This is a genomic window from bacterium (assembly GCA_026708015.1).
In the GTDB taxonomy this organism is placed as follows: Bacteria; Actinomycetota; Acidimicrobiia; order Acidimicrobiales; family Bin134; genus Poriferisocius.
On sequence record JAPOVT010000004.1, the window covers coordinates 1 to 18,068 of the forward strand.

The 18,068-nt window shown below is 64.2% G+C and carries 17 protein-coding genes; 3 read left to right on the plus strand and 14 right to left on the minus strand.

Translation table 11 applies throughout. The features are described from left to right. Nucleotides 1–790: 790 nt before the first annotated feature. Genes mnmA through OXG30_01595 form a run of 3 tightly spaced genes read right to left on the minus strand, consistent with a single transcriptional unit; the run spans nt 791 to nt 3,652 of the window. Nucleotides 791–1,819 (minus strand): tRNA 2-thiouridine(34) synthase MnmA, encoded by a 1,029-nt coding sequence (mnmA, locus tag OXG30_01585; GenBank protein ID MCY4133592.1) that lies wholly within the window; start codon nt 1,817–1,819, stop codon nt 791–793. 17 nt (nt 1,820–1,836) lie between these two features. Next, complete coding sequence (locus OXG30_01590; protein ID MCY4133593.1) at nt 1,837–2,979, minus strand: cysteine desulfurase family protein; 1,143 nt, start codon at nt 2,977–2,979, stop codon at nt 1,837–1,839. 16 nt (nt 2,980–2,995) lie between these two features. Beyond that, nucleotides 2,996–3,652, minus strand: a complete 657-nt coding sequence (locus tag OXG30_01595; protein MCY4133594.1) for a hypothetical protein — start codon at nt 3,650–3,652, stop codon at nt 2,996–2,998. An 83-nt stretch (nt 3,653–3,735) separates the two neighbouring features. On the opposite strand from OXG30_01595, the gene OXG30_01600 reads away from it, so the two are divergent. Beyond that, nucleotides 3,736–4,170 (plus strand): SRPBCC family protein, encoded by a 435-nt coding sequence (locus OXG30_01600; protein ID MCY4133595.1) that lies wholly within the window; start codon nt 3,736–3,738, stop codon nt 4,168–4,170. Here the strand turns inward: OXG30_01600 and OXG30_01605 are convergent. The 3 genes from OXG30_01605 to murA form a co-directional block, all read right to left on the minus strand. Continuing rightward, a complete protein-coding gene (locus OXG30_01605) occupies nt 4,167–4,862 on the minus strand; it encodes a rhomboid family intramembrane serine protease (GenBank protein ID MCY4133596.1) in 696 nt (231 codons plus the stop codon). The genes OXG30_01600 and OXG30_01605 overlap by 4 nt on opposite strands. A gap of 15 nt (nt 4,863–4,877) precedes the next feature. After that, the gene (locus OXG30_01610; protein ID MCY4133597.1) at nt 4,878–5,150 is read right to left on the minus strand and encodes a NifU family protein; all 273 of its coding nucleotides are present in this window, start codon (nt 5,148–5,150) and stop codon (nt 4,878–4,880) included. Nucleotides 5,151–5,321: 171 nt separating this feature from the next. Then, nucleotides 5,322–6,572, minus strand: coding sequence for a UDP-N-acetylglucosamine 1-carboxyvinyltransferase (gene murA, locus OXG30_01615; GenBank protein MCY4133598.1), 1,251 nt, complete (start codon nt 6,570–6,572; stop codon nt 5,322–5,324). 130 nt (nt 6,573–6,702) lie between these two features. Here murA and OXG30_01620 point away from each other — a divergent pair, with 130 nt between their 5' ends. Further along, nucleotides 6,703–8,214 (plus strand): MFS transporter, encoded by a 1,512-nt coding sequence (locus tag OXG30_01620; protein MCY4133599.1) that lies wholly within the window; start codon nt 6,703–6,705, stop codon nt 8,212–8,214. Here the strand turns inward: OXG30_01620 and OXG30_01625 are convergent. Together OXG30_01625 and OXG30_01630 are read right to left on the minus strand one after the other, a co-directional pair. Further along, nucleotides 8,211–8,780 carry a dienelactone hydrolase gene (locus OXG30_01625; GenBank protein ID MCY4133600.1) on the minus strand — a complete coding sequence of 190 codons (570 nt, stop codon included), beginning with the start codon at nt 8,778–8,780 and terminating at the stop codon, nt 8,211–8,213. The genes OXG30_01620 and OXG30_01625 overlap by 4 nt on opposite strands. After that, on the minus strand, nt 8,780–9,595 hold the full coding sequence (locus tag OXG30_01630; GenBank protein ID MCY4133601.1) for a hypothetical protein: 816 nt from the start codon (nt 9,593–9,595) through the stop codon (nt 8,780–8,782). The genes OXG30_01625 and OXG30_01630 overlap by 1 nt, the downstream gene beginning before the upstream one ends. A gap of 196 nt (nt 9,596–9,791) precedes the next feature. On the opposite strand from OXG30_01630, the gene glpX reads away from it, so the two are divergent. Beyond that, nucleotides 9,792–10,751, plus strand: coding sequence for a class II fructose-bisphosphatase (gene glpX / locus OXG30_01635; GenBank protein MCY4133602.1), 960 nt, complete (start codon nt 9,792–9,794; stop codon nt 10,749–10,751). A gap of 33 nt (nt 10,752–10,784) precedes the next feature. On the opposite strand, the gene OXG30_01640 is transcribed toward glpX, so the two are convergent. The 6 genes from OXG30_01640 to atpA all read right to left on the minus strand — a co-directional run bounded on the left by OXG30_01640 (nt 10,785) and on the right by atpA (nt 18,062). Continuing rightward, entirely contained in the window at nt 10,785–12,899 is a 2,115-nt protein-coding gene (locus OXG30_01640) for an ABC transporter substrate-binding protein (protein MCY4133603.1), read from the minus strand. Between the two features lie 16 nt (nt 12,900–12,915). Then, nucleotides 12,916–13,695 carry an SDR family oxidoreductase gene (locus tag OXG30_01645; GenBank protein MCY4133604.1) on the minus strand — a complete coding sequence of 260 codons (780 nt, stop codon included), beginning with the start codon at nt 13,693–13,695 and terminating at the stop codon, nt 12,916–12,918. A 100-nt stretch (nt 13,696–13,795) separates the two neighbouring features. Further along, nucleotides 13,796–14,053 carry a F0F1 ATP synthase subunit epsilon gene (locus OXG30_01650; protein ID MCY4133605.1) on the minus strand — a complete coding sequence of 86 codons (258 nt, stop codon included), beginning with the start codon at nt 14,051–14,053 and terminating at the stop codon, nt 13,796–13,798. 2 nt (nt 14,054–14,055) lie between these two features. Beyond that, nucleotides 14,056–15,483: a F0F1 ATP synthase subunit beta gene (gene atpD / locus OXG30_01655; GenBank protein ID MCY4133606.1), complete on the minus strand. Its 1,428-nt coding sequence runs from the start codon at nt 15,481–15,483 to the stop codon at nt 14,056–14,058. Nucleotides 15,484–15,497: 14 nt separating this feature from the next. After that, nucleotides 15,498–16,433 carry a F0F1 ATP synthase subunit gamma gene (locus OXG30_01660; GenBank protein MCY4133607.1) on the minus strand — a complete coding sequence of 312 codons (936 nt, stop codon included), beginning with the start codon at nt 16,431–16,433 and terminating at the stop codon, nt 15,498–15,500. A 3-nt stretch (nt 16,434–16,436) separates the two neighbouring features. Beyond that, complete coding sequence (atpA, locus tag OXG30_01665; protein ID MCY4133608.1) at nt 16,437–18,062, minus strand: F0F1 ATP synthase subunit alpha; 1,626 nt, start codon at nt 18,060–18,062, stop codon at nt 16,437–16,439. Nucleotides 18,063–18,068: the final 6 nt, after the last annotated feature.

Genomic DNA, 18,068 nt, shown 5'->3' on the forward strand with positions numbered 1-18,068 from the left:
GACCACATCAAATGAAAACCATCACGACCGGTTACACAAAAAAACTGACAGACCCTGCTCGCTCTGCTTCCCTGCCCTAGATCTAAGAGGCCTCAGCGAGAAAAGGGCGGTAGGAACTGTCACTTGGGGGTCTGTAAAAAACTGACAGACCCCCCGTTGCCATTTTCAGGCCCAGACGTGGAAGCCCGTCGTTGTGGATCTTGTTCGCTTGGTCCAACCTCGGCCGATAATCCGACGCTCCGTGATGTCTACCAGCCACCTCTGCCAAATAGATCGCAGTCTCAGCCGCTTCTCTCTGACAGAAGAACACTGGCTCATCACGAGTCGGCGGACCAGCCGACCAGTAAGACAAGAGCTTTCTTGAATAGGGGGTGACCCCCGGATAGTCGCGCGCCCGCCAAAGCTCGACTTCGCGGCGCACATCGTTTATCAGGGCGTTTTTTTGATCCGCTCACCGGTGGTGTCGAAGTCGAGCTGACCCTGCTCTCCTGTCTTCTTTCGCTTCTTCGGTGTAGGGACCGGGATGAACGACTCGCTTGGTCTTCGCCCCTCTAGAACTTCTCCAGTGGGACCATGGGCACCAATCTCGAAATGGGTCTGCGGTTCTTCAAATGGCGAATTGAGGACCGGATTCTCCATCCCCTCAGTTGCCATTTCCTTCTGCGGCCTGCCTTTCGCCGGATTCGCGCATCCATTCATCCTTCCAGAAAGCAACGGAACTTTATAGGAGGAGGCTTGCCTACTACTGCGTCACGTATTGGAAGAAGACGCTTTGGTGACGGCTACCCGATCAGGCCGCGACCGCGCCTCCGACTACCAGATCTCCCTGATAGAAGACCACCGCCTGGCCGGGGGCCACGCGGCGCTGGGGCTCAGCCCAGTTCACTCTGCCCGCCTGATCCACCACTCCAACCGCAGGGGTGCCGTGGGCGCTCACCTGGATGTCGAGCGGGCCATCCACCTCTCCGTCGGCCCATTGGATCTCGATCACTTCTTGGGTCGGCGTGTACAGCATTTCTCGTCGTCCCACGGTCACCCGACCCCCGGCTATGTCCACATCGGTCACATACCGGGGCTCGTCGGTGCCGCCTAGGTTGAGGCCTCGGCGCTGGCCGATGGTCACCGTTTGCACGGTCTCAACGGTGCTCAACACCGTCCCGTCGGTGTCCACCACGGTGGCGGGCGACTCGCCCAGGCGACGAGACAGAAATCCCTGACGTCCCCCGGCCCGGTTGGCAATGAAACACACGTCCTGGCTGTCGGGTTTGGCCGAGTTCCGTAGGCCGAGGGCGGCGGCCCGATCCCGTACCTCGGCTTTGGTCAAGTGGCCGATGGGCAGCATCAGTCGGGCCATCTGCTGCTGACCCAGCATGTAGAGCACGTAGGACTGGTCTTTGGCCGCGTCCACGCCCCGCCGCACCCGGAATCCGCCGCCAGCCGCCTCCAGGCGAGCGTGATGGCCGGTGGCCACCACGTCGAATCCCAGCGCGTCGGCTCGCACCATCAGCTTGTCGAATTTGATGTGGCGGTTGCACTCGATACAAGGGTTTGGCGTCAGCCCAACGGCGTGGTCGTCCACATACGGAGCCACCACCCGCTGGTCGAAGGCATCGCCGAAGTTGAACACATGGTGTTGCAAGCCCAGGAGATCGGCCACCCGGCGGGCATCCTCCACATCCGACACTGAGCAGCACCCGGTGTCCGACTCGCCGCCCCACAGCTTGAGGGTGACGCCCACCACCTCGTGGCCCTGCTCGGCCAGCATGGCGGCCGCCACCGAGGAGTCCACGCCCCCCGACATCGCCGCCAAAACCCGCATCGCCTCGGCCCTTTCCCCTAGCCCTTGCCGTAGGCCCGCAGCCGGGCCACCGCGTCGGGAACCACAGCCAGCGCCCGGTCGATGTCGGCGTCGGCGGTCTCATAGCCCAGCGAGAGCCGCAGCGATCCTCCGGCCAGCATCCGGTCATAGCCCATGGCGGCCAGCACATGGGAGGGGTCCTGTGCCCCGCTGGAGCACGACGATGCCGCTGAGGCGTACACCCCGGCATCCTCCAGCAGAAACAGCAGCGCCTCCGACTCGATGCCCTCGAAACAGAGGTGGGCCGACCCGGCCACCTTGCCCGACCTCTCCCCGGTTTCAACGGTGTCGGGCACTGCATCCAGGATTCCATCCACCAGCTGATCCCGCAGACCGGCCAGACGAACCACCTGTTCGGCCCTACTCTTCAGCACCACTTCGGCAGCCGCGGCCATACCAACAATGCCCGCAGCGTTGTGGGTACCCGAACGCAATCCCCGCTCCTGGCCGCCGCCAAGCAGCAGCGGCGAGAGCTCCACACCATCACGCACCACCAGCGCCCCCACACCTTTGGGACCGCCGAACTTGTGGGCGCTCACGGAAATCAGATCCGCTCCCGCGGCCTGCGAGGCCACGTCCAGCCAGGGAAAGGCCTGCACCGCGTCGGTGTGAAGCACCGCATTGGGAGCCGAAGCGCGAACCACTTCAGCCACCTTTGCCAACGGTTGCACCATGCCGGTCTCGTTGTTGGCCAACATCACCGACACCACGGTCACATCGTCGTCCAGGGCCGCGGCCAAGGCATCCAGGTCGATCACCCCGGCCGCGTCCACCGCCACCACCCGGCCACCTAAATGCTCCACCGGCTCCAATACCGCGTGATGCTCGATGGCCGAGCACACCGTCACCCCGCCGACCTTCATGTGCCGACCTACCACCGCCAGATTGTCGCCCTCGGTGCCCCCGCCGGTGAACACGATCTCCCCGGGCTCTGAGCCCAAAGCCTCGGCCATCACGTCGCGGGCGTCGTCGATTCGACGGCGGGTGTCCCGGGCCATCCGATGAGCGCCGGTGGGGTTGGCATAGAGCTCCCGGTGCAAAGGAACCATGGCCTCCACCGCTTCCGAGCACAGCGGGGTTGAGGCGGCATTGTCCAGATATGCGATCGCCTCAGATGCCATGACAACCATCTTTCTTCTACACCGAGGGGAATACCAGGTCGTCGCGCCGAGAGCGCTTGAGCTCGGCGAACGAAGGCCACTCGGCCAGCGTCACCACCGCGTCCCACAAGCGCACGGCCTCCTCCGGGGGTGGCACTTGGCTCACCACCGGTCCGAAGAACGAGGTGAAACCTCCGTTGTGGTGAAAGGTGATGATCGGAGTTCCCACATCTCTCCCGGTACGGCTCAGCGCCTCTTCGGTGGAGTCTCGCAGCGCATCATCCAGCGACTCGTCCTCGGCCGCCGCCACCGACTCCGGCGAAAGGCCGGCCATTTCCAGTGCGCCCGCCAAGTGCCCGTCGGAAGCCACCTCGCCCATGGCCGAGCGAATATCCGCATCGGGATTCCAAATGGTTGACCCGTAGGCGGTGTACAGGTCGCCAGATGCGGCCGCGCCATGCTGCTCGCGTACCGCCTGGGCCACCCGCAACATGCGCCGGCCCTTGTGGTGCAGTTCCTGATAGCCCTCAGGAAAGTCGTCGTAGTCGCTGTCCTCGTTGAGGATCGACAGGCAGATCAGCCGCCAGTCCACCGAGTAGTCCCGCTGGCGGGCCACATCGGTCACCCACCGAGAAGTGAGCCACGCGAACGGGCAGATCGGATCCCAGAAGAACTCGATGTCGGCGTTGGGCATGGCCTGAATTCTACGGTGCCGCCGCTTCTTTCGACCTCACGGACCGCTCTTAGGCCGCCACACCCACTTTAGAATCAGAGCGAATGGCCAGGATAAGGGTTTCCACCACCATCGAGGCGCCCACCGACGCGGTGTGGGAGTACGTGCGCCGTATCGACTCCCATACCGAGTGGATGGCCGACGCTGAGTCGATTTCCTTTCGCAGTCCCCAGACTGAAGGGGTAGGAACAGCTTTCGACTGCCGAACCAAGATCGGCCCCTTCCGCCTCAACGACGCCATGGTGGTCACCGAATGGGCCGAGAAGGAGGCCATCGGCGTACGCCACACCGGATTGGTCACCGGCGAGGGACGCTTCACCCTCGCGCCGGCAGGCACTGACCGCACCGAATTCTGCTGGACCGAGGAGCTCCAGTTCCCCTGGTGGATGGGGGGTCTGCTGGGCGACATTGTCGGGGCCCGCATCCTCGAGTGGATATGGCGCCACAATCTGAAGACGCTGCGGGCCCAGCTCGCCTAGCCGACAATAAGAACCACGGTGGAGCGACTGGCAGCCCATAGGGCGCCGACTAAGGAAGCCCCGGCCACCACAACCGCGGCAAGTACCGGAATCACGGTGGTGTGCTGCCGGCGGCGGATCGCCTGGGCGGCGGCGGCTCCCACGAGAAAGCCGCCAATGAGCCCCCCGATGTGGCCACCCAGCGAAACCGACCGAACAGTGAAGCTGATCACCAAGTTGATGGCCAGAATCGGCCCAATCGGGGTCTGGAACAACCCCACCCCTTGGACCAAGTACAAAGCCGCAAGAGCGCCCATCAATCCGAAAATGGCACCCGATGCCCCGGCGACCAGTGAGTTGGGCGTCTCGATCAATGCTCCAAACGATCCGCTTACCAACGAAGACAAGTACACCGCCAAGAACGGGATCTTCGCCAGAGATTGCTCAAGCGCCAGACCCAGGATGTAGAGCGAGAACATGTTCACTGCGAGATGGAACATGCCATGGTGCAAGAAACCGCCGGTGAACACCCGCCACCACTCGTCCAAGTACTCGATGTTTCCCCCCAGCGTGGCAGCACGGTATACGAGACCGTTTCCATCGCCGCCCCCACCCAAGCTATCCCCCATGGCGATGCCGACAATGAACACCGCCACATTGGCGGCGATGAGCGCATAGCTGACGTACCAGGTGTCGGTTCGCTGCGGGATCATGGTCGCAGAATTCAGCTACAAACCAACCGGTGAACCATCGCTCAGCAGGTTCTGGCCCACGTTCACCACCTCGGTGACCCCTTCAACCCGGTCTTTGAGAATGCGCTCCACCCCGGCCTTGAGCGTCACCGTTGAGGCCGGGCAGCTCACACATGCGCCAACGAGCTCCACGCTGACCACGCCGGTTTCCTCATCCACCCCTCGCAAGAAGATATCGCCGTCGTCAGCCTGCACTGCGGGACGTATGGCCTCGATAACCTTGGCGACCGCGTCTTGCACACCCTCCATTCTCTCAGCAGGCGAAGCGTTCGCCAACCCTCCCACTGATCTCGCTTGATCGAATCCAGCAAGCGTCTGGCAGAATCGCCACTGTGGAATTGCTGGCCCACCAGGGCGGTTGGGACGAGATTCTCTTGGTGGCCGCCCCGCTAGCCCTACTCGCCGGCCTGTTGTTCCTTGCTAATCGCCGGGCTTCTCGTGGCGGACATCGGCGCCCAAAGCACTGAGCTTGTCGGCGAAGTTCTCGTAGCCCCGGTCGATGTGGTGAGGATCGGAAACCACAGTGAGACCATCGGCAGCTAGTCCAGCAACCACCAGGGCCGCCCCCGCCCGGATATCGGATGCCCGTACCGGTGCCCCGCTGAGCCGTTCCACACCCCGGATTACCGCGTGGTGGCCCTCAGTGCGGATATCGGCGCCCATCCGAACCAGTTCGTCCACGTAGCGGAACCGCCCTGAGAACAGATTCTCGGTGACAATCCCCACCCCTTCAGCCACCGACAGCATGGCCACCAGCAGCGGCTTGCAGTCGGTGGGAAGGCCGGGATAGGGCAGCGTGGACACATCAGCAGAGCGGAGGCGACCGCTGCACATGGCCCAAACACCGTCGGGGTCGGACGAGGTCCGCACCCCCATATCCCCCAGCTTGCGGCACAGCATCGCCATATGGTCGAGACGGGCGCCCACCAGGGTGATCTCCCCGCCGGCCACACCGAGGGCGGCCATGAACGTGGCTGCTTCGATCCGGTCGCTCACCACCGTGTACTCCACCGGACGGAGCCCCTCTACCCCCTCAACCGTGATGGTAGACGTACCCGCCCCGATGACGTGGCCACCCATGTGGTTCAAGAAGCCGGCCAGATCGGCGATCTCCGGCTCTCGGGCGGCGTTGTCGATGACTGTGGTTCCCTTGGCCAAAACGGCAGCCATCATCACGTTCTCAGTCGCGCCCACGCTGGGATACTCCAGCAACACGGAATTTCCCACCAGATTGTCGGCAGTGGCGTAGACGTCCCCGCCGGATATCTCAAACCGACAGCCGATGGCCTCCAGCCCGGCAATGTGCATGTCGATGGGCCGAGGACCAAAGTCGTCTCCGCCAGGCAGAGCCACCCGGGCATGCCCGGTCCCGGCCAGCAGCGGGCCGAGCACCGCTGTGGAAGCCCGCAATTGCTCGGTCAGCGCATAAGGCGCCTCGGGAGCGATGGCTGCGGGACGCTCAATGACGAGAGCGTCGTCCGTCCGGCTGACCGAGACCCCCATCGACCGCAATACATCGGCCATCACTGTCACATCGTCGATGTCGGGCACATTGCGGATTGTGAACGTGCCCTCGGTGAGCAGGCAGGCAGCCATGAGCTTCAGCACCGAGTTCTTTGCCCCGCTGATAGCCACCGACCCCTCTAAGGGACCACTGCCCCGCACCTCGATGCGATCCTGCCGATCGAAGTCCTCCTGATGGACACGCTCCACCCGACAAGTATGGTCCCCGCAGCCCCGCTCAGACAGTCATGGGTAACCACGGGCGTATGCGGCTCAAAACTAAACTCCTCTCCATTCCATGGCCCGAGTGATCTCTCGTCGCGTTCTGAGCAACGATGCCGCCGATGGGGTACTGAACGGGCCCCACGGCTTGCTGACCCCCCGCTCCGACATCGTCTTGGAACGCGCCGAGGGCGATGGCGCCTTTACCGCCGTAGAAGGGCCAATGGATCACTACCGCCGATTGGTCACCATCGAGCCGATCGGCTCTGATCAGGTAGAGATCACCGAACGGTTCGACTATCGACTGGCCATCCCAGTTTGGTGGGTGCTCTTCACCATCCCAGTCAGCCGTGCTCTGCGCCAAGGACGAGACCTTCCTTGGTGGCATCCCCCCGACCGCTTCACCGCCCGGCAGGCTCAGATCGTGGCGCTTCTGGCCATCCTGGCCGTGATCGCCGGATTCTTGGGGACGCTGCTCGGCCAGACAATCACCTTCGCCCGAGACGAGTTTGGAGAGAGCAAATCAGCCGCCGGCATTGCCCTGTCGCTGATCCGACTCAGCATCCTGATTACGGTGGCTGTAGCCGCGGTTGCCGACCGGAAGGGCCGTCGGCGCACTCTGCTCTATGCCGCATTTGGCGCCATCTTGGCCTCCGCAGCGACATCCTTGGTTGCCAATTTGGCCACCTTGACCGCAGTCCAAGCAATCTCCCGGGGACTTTCCCACGCCATGGCCCTGCTCATCTTTGTGTTCGCCCTCGAAGAGGCACCGGCCGGCTCCCGGGCCTTTGTGGCCTCCATGCTGGGGTTGGCCGCTGGGTTGGGCTCGGGAATTGCCGTCGGGTCCGTGCCGTTGGCCGACCTGGGGGTAACCGCGTGGCGACTCAGCTTCGTAGTGGCACTGGCCGGACTGCCTCTGGTGTTATTCGCGGCCCGCAGGCTGCCCGAATCCCAGCGATTCGAATCTGCCCGACGACAGCCTCGAGCAAAATTGCCAACGGAGTACCCCTTCCGACTGCTGCTGCTGGCCGTGACCTCGTTTGCCGTACTGCTGTTCGCCGCCCCGGCCTCTCAACTGCAAAACGACTTCCTACGGGACGAACGGGGCTTTAGCGCTACCAAGATCACGATCTTCACCCTGCTCACCGCCTGGACGGCAGGTCCGGGCATGCTCATCGCCGGCAAGCTGGCCGACCTTCGGGGTCGACGGGTCCTTGCCTCGATCGGCGTGAGCGGCGGCGCGTTGTTCGCCCTATGGCACTTCACCCTGGCGGGTTGGCCCATGTGGGTCCTCATAGCAATCGGAACATTCATGACCGCCACGACCGTGCCGACGCTGGGGGTGTACCGAGCAGAAATGTTCGGCACCATGCGAAGGTCGGAGTCCAACGGACTCCTCGGCATTGCCGGTGTTGCCGGCAGTGCCGCCGGACTCGCTGCCGCCGGAGTAATGGCCGACGCCTGGGGCTACGGCACCGCGTTCACCGTCCTGGTAGCCGGCCCAATCCTCGTCGCCATCCTGGTGCTGCTCTTCTATCCGGAGACCACCAGGAGATCGTTGGAGGAGCTCAACCCCGAGGACGCTTAGAGATCTTCCAACCAGCCTGATACCGCGCCGACGATCTCCGCATCAGCCTTCTTCGGGTCGTGACCCTCGCCTTCGAGCCACACAGTGGTCACCGGGCCCTTGATGGCAGGCAAATGCTGCTCGAACTCCTCGGGGGTGCCAAACGGGTCACGGTCTCCGGAGATGAACAAGCAGGGAACCTCTATGGCGTCGAAATGCTCAGTTCGCAGATTCTCAGGTTTCTTCGGCGGGTGCAGCGGATAGCTCAACAGCACCAGGCCAGCGGCGGGCATCCCCTCGGCCACCGCCATCGAGCACATCCTCCCACCCATCGACCGGCCCCCCAATACCAAATGGCCAGGCTCAACCTCCCAACGCCGGGCAATGGCCGGAATCTCCTCTCGCAAGAAGGCCAGCAGTTTGGGGGCCCGATCAGGGGGTCGACGGCCCTGATTCCGATAGGGGAAGTTGATTCGCTCCACCGGCAGCGGGGTCAAGCCCTCGGCGATGGCCACCAATGTGTGCTGGTCGCGATCTCCACCGGCACCGTGGGTCAGCACCAAGCCTTCGACCGTGCGGGCGGCCATTACATGTACCGGCGCAGTAATTCCCGCAGCCCATACGCCGCTTGCTCTGCGGGCGCGTCTCCCTCAGTGGGATCGGGACCGGCCACCAGGGCCTCCCGCAACCCATCGGCGGCGTCGAGCATGGCCCGCCAGAAATCGGCGTCGTACCCCCACGGCAGGCTGAGCTGCACTACCTTCTCGTGGGCCAGCGCAAAATCCTCCACCGCCTTGCTGTCAGAGGTATTTCGGCGAAGCCGGTCGGCCGAGAAGAACAGCGCCTCCAGTACCTCATAAGGCTCCACTCCCGGCAGTCCCGGCCCGAATTGGCTCTGGGCCACCGAGTTGGCCAGTCGGTCGAACAGCGCATCCACTGCATCCTCGTCGGCCTCGCCCACCTCCAAGTTCCCGGCGTAGTCCATCTCGTGGGCGATGCCCTCGCTCAGCAGCTCGCTCAGAATGTCTCCCTTGTGAGCGTCGTCGTAGTTCGCCAGCTCATACACCACCGCAGGCTGGCTCTTATCGAGTTTGGGAAGCCGGGCCCGTAGAACCCCTTCCACCGCCTGGTCGACTGCCTCCTCGTCGGCCTCGCACACGATCAGCGTCGGGCCCAACCAGGCGTGCTCCAGCCCAAGGGACCGCAGCTCGGCCTCCAAGCCGTTGCGGGCGTCGTAGACCCATTCGTGGAACTCGTAGGCCATCTGCTCGTCGTCGGGACCGCCCACCTCTTCGGCGGGCTGCGGGGGTGTGGGAAAGGTGGCCACGCCGCACTCCACGCACTCCGAAACGTCTTCGTCGTAGGAGGCACCGCATTGGAAGCACCAGACCATGTCGAACATGGTTTCAGACCACACGGTCCAATCGCATTGTCGAGCAGCCTGATCGCGGCCTCGGTGCGTCACGGAGTTTCAGACCACATCCACCAGGTCGCATCGTCGCAGCAACACGGCCGTGGAAACATGAAGTCAGCGGTGGGCAGCGCTACGGTTGGGCAACGTGAACGCATCGCCTGAGACCCCCGACCGCAATTTGGCGATGGAGCTGGTCAGAGTGACCGAGGTCGCTGCTCTGGCCGCTTCCCGATGGATGGGCCGGGGCGACAAAGAGGGCGCCGATGGCGCGGCCGTAGAAGCCATGCGTGTGCTGTTGCGGACTGTGCCGATGGACGGGATCGTGGTCATTGGCGAGGGCGAGAAGGACGAAGCCCCCATGCTCTTCAACGGAGAGTTGATCGGCGATGGAACACCTCCTGAGTGCGACATCGCAGTCGACCCTATCGACGGCACCACGCTCACATCTCTGGGCCGGGGCAACGCCCTGTCGGTGATCGCGGTGTCCGATCGGGGCACCATGTTCAACCCTGGACCCTGCGTCTACATGGAGAAGATCGCGTACGGCCCCGAATGCACCGGATACGGCATTTCCTTGGACAACTCTCCCACCCAGAACCTCGAGCTGGTGGCCGAGGCCAAAAGCGAGTCGGTGCGGGACGTGACTGCGGTGATCCTCGACCGCGATCGCCACTCTGAGCTCATTGCCGAGGTGCGCGATGCCGGAGCCCGCATCCGCCTCATACCCGACGGCGATGTGGCGGGGGCTATCTCCACCGCGTGGCCCGACTCGGGGGCCGACATCTTGTTCGGCGTCGGGGGAACGCCAGAAGGGGTAATCGCTGCCGCCGCCCTCAAGTGCATGGGCGGAGAGCTGCTGGGCCGGCTCTGGCCCCGCAACGACAGGGAGCGCAAGGAAGCTGAGAAGCTGGGGCGCGACGTGAGCAAGGTGCTCGACGCAGACGAGCTGGTGCAGGGCGACAACTGCTTCTTCGCCGCCACCGGCATCACCGATGGGGATCTGCTCAAAGGCGTCCACTACTACAAGAACCACGCCAGCACTCAGTCGCTGGTTATGCGGTCGAAGTCGGGCACCGTTCGGCTGGTCAACGCCGACCACCAACTGGAGAAGCTGAACAGCTTCTCCGCTATCGAGTTCGGCTAGGCGACCGCCCCTGAACTCGACAGGGGCCTTCTCTCACTGATCAGCGCGAAACAGGTAGCGCAGGTCCCAGTAGCCATACAGCGTCGGCGTGTAGTTGCCGAACACGTTGCGGACCGCTCCCAGCCGCTCGGACTGCGTGGTGTAGATGAGCGGAACGTTCTCGGCGACGATCGCTTGCGCATCCCAGTAGTGCTGCACCCGCTGCTCGTGGTCGAGCTCTTTGCTGCCGGCGATGTACAGCTCATCGATATCAGCCTCCCACTCCGTGGCGGGCTCAGGCTGATTCGGATGCCAAAGGTGCAGTCCTTCGCCGCTGTGCCACACGGTCATACCGCCGAAGGGATCGGGACTCCCGGTCAGCCCAATCACCATGGCCTCCCAGTCGTAGGTGGCGGTGAGCTGGGCCACCATGCTGCCGAATTCAACAATCTGAAAATCAACGTCGAGGCCGATCGCGGTCATCCCCTCGTGGATGATGCCGGTGATTTCGGCCCGCACGCTGTTCCCCTCGTTGGTAACCAAGGTGAACGAGATGGGGTTGCCCAAGTCGTCCTCGCGGATGCCATCGCCGTCGGTGTCAAGCCAGCCCATTTCGTCAAGGATCTCGTTGGCTCGATCCACGTCGTAGGCGTACTGGCGTACTTCGGGGTTGTGGAAGTCACCGGCTGCCGGGCTTACTGAAGACCACTGCGGATAGCCCAGACCGTGCTGGACCCGGTCGATCATGGTTGCTTTGTCCATGGTGTAGGCAATGGCCTGCCGGAATGCCACGTTCTGGAACCAGTGCAGTTGAATCGGATCGACATAGGACTCGCCGGCATCGTTGATCCCGGGGTTCTGATTGAAGGCCAGGAAATTGGTGCCGAATCCGGGGCCGCGGCGGTGCAGGGTGAAGTTCTCCGCATCGGCCACTGGATCGAGCAAAGCGAACTCCTCGCCCAATACGCCGTGGAAGTCGGTTGTCCCGTCGCGGAACAGCGTCAGTTCGTCCTCCAAGTCCTCCACAATCAACTGCACAACCTGGTCGAGATACGGCAGGTGCTCTCCAGCATCGTCCACCAGCCAGTAGTCGGGGTTTCGCTCGAACACGAATCGCTCCCCGGGTGTGTATTCCCCGATGGTGAACGGGCCGGTGCCGATGATTTCGGTGGGATCGGTATCGATGCCCCAAAACTCCTCAAAGGTGCCCGCCTCGATGGGTTCTTCCAGGATGTGCTTGGGGTAGATGGCGGTGCCCAACGAGCGCAGGAACGGCGCGAACGGCTGCGGGAGAACGAATTCCACGGTGAGGTCGTCCAGCGCCGTGACCGTCATCTGCGACTGCTCCCACTGACCGGTCTCATCATTCAGGAACCGGAACTCGAAAGAAGCCCGGCTCGCCGCTTGGAAATCGTCGTTGTAGATCACCCGGTTGAAGGTGAATTCCACGTCGTGGGCGGTGAACGGCGTGCCGTCGTGCCACTGCACGTCGTCGCGCAGATGGAACACCCAGTGCAGTCCATCGTCGGAGCGCTCCCACGACTGCGCCAGAAGCGGCTCAATCTCATCGTTCAGCCATGAGGTCTGGGTGAGGCCCTCGAACAAGTACCCGAGCACGCCAGACGATCCGGCATCCCTGGCCAGCGCCAGGTTGAACGTGAGGGGCTCGGAAATTGTCGCCACCGTGATGGTGCCACCATGAACACCGATCTCATAGGAAAACCCCTCGGCGTTCCGGCGCAATTCCTCCACGATGGCCATAGACGGAACAAGGCCCCCGAACGCCGCCGCCGCCGCCATCCGACGGCGGAGTTGCTCTAGAGCGGACTCTTCTTCCGGCTGGACTACCCCTTGGTCTGCTTCCTCGGCGTCCGCTGCCTCAGGTGTCTCGGGTTCAGTGGCCTCTGCCTCCGAGCTTTCGGGCGGCGGTTCCTGCCCAGCATCGTCCTGAACACTGGCATCAGGTTCAGACTCATCCGCTTCCTCTGTCGGTGCGGGCTGTTCGGATTCTCTGGCCGTCTCTCCGGGATCAGACTCAACAGCGTCCGTCTCCGGCGCGGCTGTGACATCAGGCGTCGACGCAATGGGCGCAGGATCATCATCCGAACAGGCAGAGGCGAAGACCAGAACGAGGGCAACAACGGCCAGGAATCGCCACCTTGTCTTCATGTGCTTCTCCCGGTAGTCATGATCTTTCCGGCCAGGCGCGACGGGCGGCCTGGCCGATTAGTGTCCGGCGAATGCGTCGGGGAGAAACGCCCGACATCACGGCGAGAACCCGGTTGATGCGCCCAGTAACCACCTCGGGCCGAGATCGGGCCGCAGCCGCCAACGTCTCAGCGGCCACCTCGTCGGCATCCTGCCACCCCACCGAGGGCCACTTGTCCAGACTCCAGCGCCCCCGCTCATGAAACTCGGTACGGGTCAATCCCGGCAAGACAGTGGTTACCCCCACATCGGTGCCCTTGTGCTCCTCGTAGACGGCCTCACCAAAACTGGTGATGAAAGCCTTGGTCGCCGAGTAGACCGCGGTCATGGGCATCCCCTGAAGCGAGGCCATCGACGACACGAGAACTACCTGACCCCGCCCCCGATCGACCATCGTCTTCAGGGCAGCATGGGTCAGTCGTACCAGCGCCATGACGTTGAGCCCAATGGTCTCCCACACCTCTGAAGCGTCTTGAGCGTGAAATGGCCCCTCGTAACCCAGACCAGCATTGTTGACCAGCAGGTCTATGGGCGCCTCCTCGGCCACCACCCGCTTCTCCACCGCGGCCAAGCCATCCGGATCGCACAAGTCGGCCTCCAGCACCTCCACCTCCGGCCCTGCGCCATCCGCTCGCAGATCCCTAGCCAGATCCCCCAGCCGATCACCGTTTCGGGCCACCAGCACCAAGTCAACTCCCGCAGCGGCCAACTGCTGGGCTATCGCCCGCCCGATGCCCGCCGAAGCCCCGGTGACCAAGGCCCGCTCCCAACGCGGTCTGCGAGATTTTCCCAATACCATTCCAAACAGCTCCAACAGCCCTAGAGCAGATTAGGACCAAACTAGTGCTAGTGAGCGATCAGCTGACAGTTGCGGAGTCGCTGAGGAGAGCGACGTTGTCGTGGGAAACCTCCACGAAGCCCCGCTCGACGGCAATGGTGGTCTTGGCGCCGTCGGTGGTATACACGCGGACTTCGCTGGGCACGAGGACGCCCAAGAACGGTACGTGGCCGGGCTGGAACGCGATCTCCCCGTCAGTTGTGCGGGCCACCACCATCTCGGCTTCGCCGGTGTAGACGATCTCCTCGGGGGAGACGAGTTCGACAACCAGAGCCATCGTCAGGCTGCCTGGGCCTCGAGTTCGGCGGCTTTGCGGTGGGCGTCCTCGGCGCCGCCGACCATGAAGAAGGCCTGCTCGGGCAGGTCGTCGAGGTCGCCGTTGACCAGCGCCTCGAAGGAGTCCACCGTCTCGGTGACCGGGGTGAACACTCCGGGCAGGCCGGTGAACACCTCGGCCACGAACATGGGCTGGGACAAGAACCGCTGCACCTTGCGGGCCCGGGACACGATCACCTTGTCCTCCTCCGACAGCTCGTCGAGGCCCAAGATGGCGATGATGTCCTGAAGCTCCTTGTAGCGCTGGAGGATCTCCTGCACCCGGCGGGCCACGCCGTAGTGGCGATCCCCCACCACCTCGGGGGTGAGGATGGTCGAGGTAGAGGCCAGCGGGTCCACCGCCGGGTAGATGCCCAGCGCGGCGATGTCGCGGCTCAGCTCGGTGGTGCCGTCGAAGTGGGTGAACGAGGTGAACGGCGCCGGATCGGTGTAGTCGTCAGCGGGCACGTACACGGCCTGCAACGAGGTGATGGAGCGGCCTCGGGTGGAGGTGATGCGCTCTTGGAGCTCTCCCATCTCGTCGGCCAGCGTGGGCTGGTAGCCCACCGCCGAGGGCATCCGGCCCAACAGGGTGGATACCTCGGAGCCGGCCTGTACGAAGCGGAAGATGTTGTCGATGAACAACAGCACATCCTGGTTCTGCACGTCGCGGAAGTACTCGGCCATGGTCACCCCGGCCAAGCCCACCCGCAGCCGCACACCGGGAGGCTCGTCCATCTGGCCGAACACCAGGGCGGCCTTGTCCAAAACGCCCGACTCCTCCATCTCCAAGAACAGGTCGGTGCCCTCACGAGTGCGCTCGCCCACACCGGCGAACACCGAAACGCCGCCATGCTGGGTGGCCACCCGGTTGATCATCTCGGTAATGAGCACCGTCTTGCCCACACCGGCGCCACCGAACAGGCCGATCTTGCCGCCCTCCTTGTAGGGGGTAAGCAGGTCGATGACCTTGATGCCGGTCTCAAACATGCGGGTCGATGGCTCTAGCGAGTCGAACGACGGGGCCGGGCGGTGGATTTCCCACTCCTCGCCCACGTCCAGGGTGTCGCGGTCGGTGTCGAGGCACTCCCCCACCACGTTCCACACGTGGCCCAGGGTCACGTCTCCCACCGGCACGGTCATGCCCTGGCCGGTGTTGCGCACCACCGTGCCCCGGGTGAGACCGTCGGTGGGCTTGAGGGCGATGGCTCTCACCCGGCCCTCGCCGATCTGCTGGGCCACCTCGGCCTTCACGGTGATGATCTCACCGTCGACGTTCACGTCGAACTCGAGGGCGGTGTTGATCTCGGGCAGGGCGTCCGGGGGGAACTCGGCGTCGATCACCGGGCCGGCGATTCCGACCACTCGGCCGTCTTTGAGGTTCTCCGACATCTCTACTTCTTCTCCTACTGGTTTGCGGTGGCGAGGAGGTCGGCGATTTCACCGTCATCGTCCTCGTCCTTTAGGGCTTCGGCACCGCCGACGATCTCCATGATCTCGGTGGTGATGGCGTCTTGGCGGGCCCGGTTCATAGCCCGGGTGAGCTTGGTGATCAGCTCCTCGGCGTTGTCGGTGGCCGCTTTCATGGCCCGCTGGCGGTTGGCGTGTTCAGACGCGGCCGCATCCAGCAGGGCCGAGAACAGCCGCGACTCCACATAGCGGGGCAACAGTGACTCGAGCACTCCCTCGGGGGAGGGCTCGAACTCGAATGCGGCCCGCAGCTCGCCCGTTCCGGCGGCGGCAATCACATCGATGCTCTCCAGCGGCAGAAAGCGGCGCACCGCCACCCGCTGGGTGCCGATGGTGAAGAACTCCATGTAGGCCAATATCACCTCGTCGATGTGGCCTGACTCGAACCGGTCGGCCACGATCTCGGCCACCTGGCGGGCGTCGTCGTAGGTGGGGGTGTCGCTCATGCCGGTGAACGCCTCGTCGATCCGGTAGTTGCGGAACCGGAAATAGTCCTGGCCCTTCTTGCCGATGAGCATGAGCGAGTAGTCCCGCCCCTTGGTCTGGGCATCCATTAGCTCCCGCTCGGCGGCCTTGATCACCGAGCTGTTGTACGGCCCGGCCAGGCCCCGGTCGGAGGTGATGACCACAAAGCCCACTCGGCGTACCGTCTCGCGGCGCTCCAGCAGCGGGTGGGAGGCCTCCGCCCCCCCGGCGGCCACGTCCTCGATGACGCTGGTGAGCTTGGTCGAATAGGGACGGGCGGCGTGGGCCCGCTGCTGGGCCTTCACCACCCGGGTGGCGGCGATGAGCTCCATGGCGCGGGTGATCTTCTTGGTCGACTGCACCGACGTGATGCGTCGGCGCAATGCTCGCTCTTGACCACCCGGCATAGATCAGTCTTCTTCGGGACGCTGGATGTCGGTCTCGGGCAGGGTGTGGTCGGCGTCCACCACCCCGGCTTCGGCTGCGGCCTGGGCCTCCGCATCGGGCTCATCGCCCTCGGGCTCGGCTGACGACTCGAATTGAGCGGCAAAGGCCGACACCGCGGCCTCTAACCCGTCCTCGTCCACTGCACCGGTCTCGACCACCGACGACATCAGGTCGGCGTTGCGGGTCCGGACCCACTCCAAGAGCTCCGACTCGAAGCGAGCGACGTCTTCGACGGGGATGTTGTCCAGGTAGCCCCGGGTACCGGCGTACAGCGACACCACCTGCTCTTCAACCGGCATGGGCGCCTGGATGCCCTGCTTGAGCAACTCGGTAAGGCGATAGCCCCGGTCGAGTTGGGCCTGGGACACGGCGTCGAGGTCGGAGCCGAAGGCGGCGAAGGCCTCCAGCTCGCGGAATTGCTGGAGGTCAGCCTTGAGGGTGCCCACCGCGGACTTCATGGCCTTGACCTGGGCGGCCGAACCCACCCGGGACACCGAGATGCCCACGTCCACCGCGGGCCGCACCCCCGACTTGAACAGGTCGTCCTGCAAGAAGATCTGCCCGTCGGTGATGGAAATCACATTGGTCGGGATGTAGGCCGACACGTCGCCGGCCTTGGTCTCGATGATGGGCAGCGCGGTCAGCGATCCCGCCCCTCGATCGTCGCTCAGCTTGGCGGCCCGCTCCAGCAGCCGGCTGTGGAGGTAGAACACGTCGCCGGGATAGGCCTCCCGTCCGGGTGGGCGGCGCAGCAGCAACGCCATCTGGCGATAAGCCTCGGCCTGCTTCGACAAGTCGTCGTACACCGCCAGGGCGTGGCCGCCGTTGTCCATCCAGTGCTGGCCCATGGCGCAGCCGGCGTAGGGGGCTAAATACTTGAACGGAGCCGGGTCGGAGGCGGGGGCTACTACCACCACCGTGTACTCCATGGCCCCCCGCTCGGCCAGGGTGGCCACCGCCTGGGCCACGGTGGAGGCCTTCTGGCCGATGGCCACATAAATGCACTTCACCCCCTGGCCCTTCTGGTTGAGAATCGTGTCCATGGCCACGGTGGTCTTGCCGGTCTTGCGGTCGCCGATGATCAGCTCCCGCTGGCCCCGGCCGATGGGGATGAGCGAGTCGATGGCCTTGATGCCGGTCTGGATTGGCTCGTGTACCGGCTTGCGGCCGGTGATGCCAGGGGCCTGCACCTCCATACGGCGGGTGTCGGCGCCGACAACGGGTCCCTTGCCGTCTACCGGCTCGCCCAGGGCGTTCACCACCCGGCCCAACAGGGCGTCGCCCACCGGAACCGACAGGATGTCGCCGGTAGAGCGGACGGCCTGGCCCTCTTCGATCTCATCCACCTCTCCGAGCACCACCGCGCCGATGGAGTCCTCGTCGAGGTTCAGGGCCAAACCAATGGTCCCGTTCTCGAATTCCAGCATCTCGTTCACCGCGGCGCCGGGCAGCCCGGATATGCGGGCGATACCGTCGCCCACCTCGGTGATCCGCCCCACCTGGGCCAGCTCAACCTCGGGTTGGAACCCCTCCAGGTTGCGGCGGATGGCCTCGGCTATGGAACCGGTGTCGATGGTCAGCTCTGCCATTGCTCT

Bases quoted from the DNA above. Each gene is read 5' to 3' on its own strand.
- mnmA (MCY4133592.1), bottom strand. From the start codon at position 1,819: ATGCGGGTTTTGGCGGCGATGTCGGGGGGCGTGGACTCCTCGGTGGCG.
- OXG30_01590 (MCY4133593.1), bottom strand. From the start codon at position 2,979: ATGGCATCTGAGGCGATCGCATATCTGGACAATGCCGCCTCAACCCCG.
- OXG30_01595 (MCY4133594.1), bottom strand. From the start codon at position 3,652: ATGCCCAACGCCGACATCGAGTTCTTCTGGGATCCGATCTGCCCGTTC.
- OXG30_01600 (MCY4133595.1), top strand. From the start codon at position 3,736: ATGGCCAGGATAAGGGTTTCCACCACCATCGAGGCGCCCACCGACGCG.
- OXG30_01605 (MCY4133596.1), bottom strand. From the start codon at position 4,862: ATGATCCCGCAGCGAACCGACACCTGGTACGTCAGCTATGCGCTCATC.
- OXG30_01610 (MCY4133597.1), bottom strand. From the start codon at position 5,150: ATGGAGGGTGTGCAAGACGCGGTCGCCAAGGTTATCGAGGCCATACGT.
- OXG30_01620 (MCY4133599.1), top strand. From the start codon at position 6,703: ATGGCCCGAGTGATCTCTCGTCGCGTTCTGAGCAACGATGCCGCCGAT.
- OXG30_01625 (MCY4133600.1), bottom strand. From the start codon at position 8,780: ATGGCCGCCCGCACGGTCGAAGGCTTGGTGCTGACCCACGGTGCCGGT.
- OXG30_01630 (MCY4133601.1), bottom strand. From the start codon at position 9,595: ATGTTCGACATGGTCTGGTGCTTCCAATGCGGTGCCTCCTACGACGAA.
- glpX (MCY4133602.1), top strand. From the start codon at position 9,792: ATGGAGCTGGTCAGAGTGACCGAGGTCGCTGCTCTGGCCGCTTCCCGA.
- OXG30_01640 (MCY4133603.1), bottom strand. From the start codon at position 12,899: ATGAAGACAAGGTGGCGATTCCTGGCCGTTGTTGCCCTCGTTCTGGTC.
- OXG30_01650 (MCY4133605.1), bottom strand. From the start codon at position 14,053: ATGGCTCTGGTTGTCGAACTCGTCTCCCCCGAGGAGATCGTCTACACC.
- atpD (MCY4133606.1), bottom strand. From the start codon at position 15,483: ATGTCGGAGAACCTCAAAGACGGCCGAGTGGTCGGAATCGCCGGCCCG.
- OXG30_01660 (MCY4133607.1), bottom strand. From the start codon at position 16,433: ATGCCGGGTGGTCAAGAGCGAGCATTGCGCCGACGCATCACGTCGGTG.
- atpA (MCY4133608.1), bottom strand. From the start codon at position 18,062: ATGGCAGAGCTGACCATCGACACCGGTTCCATAGCCGAGGCCATCCGC.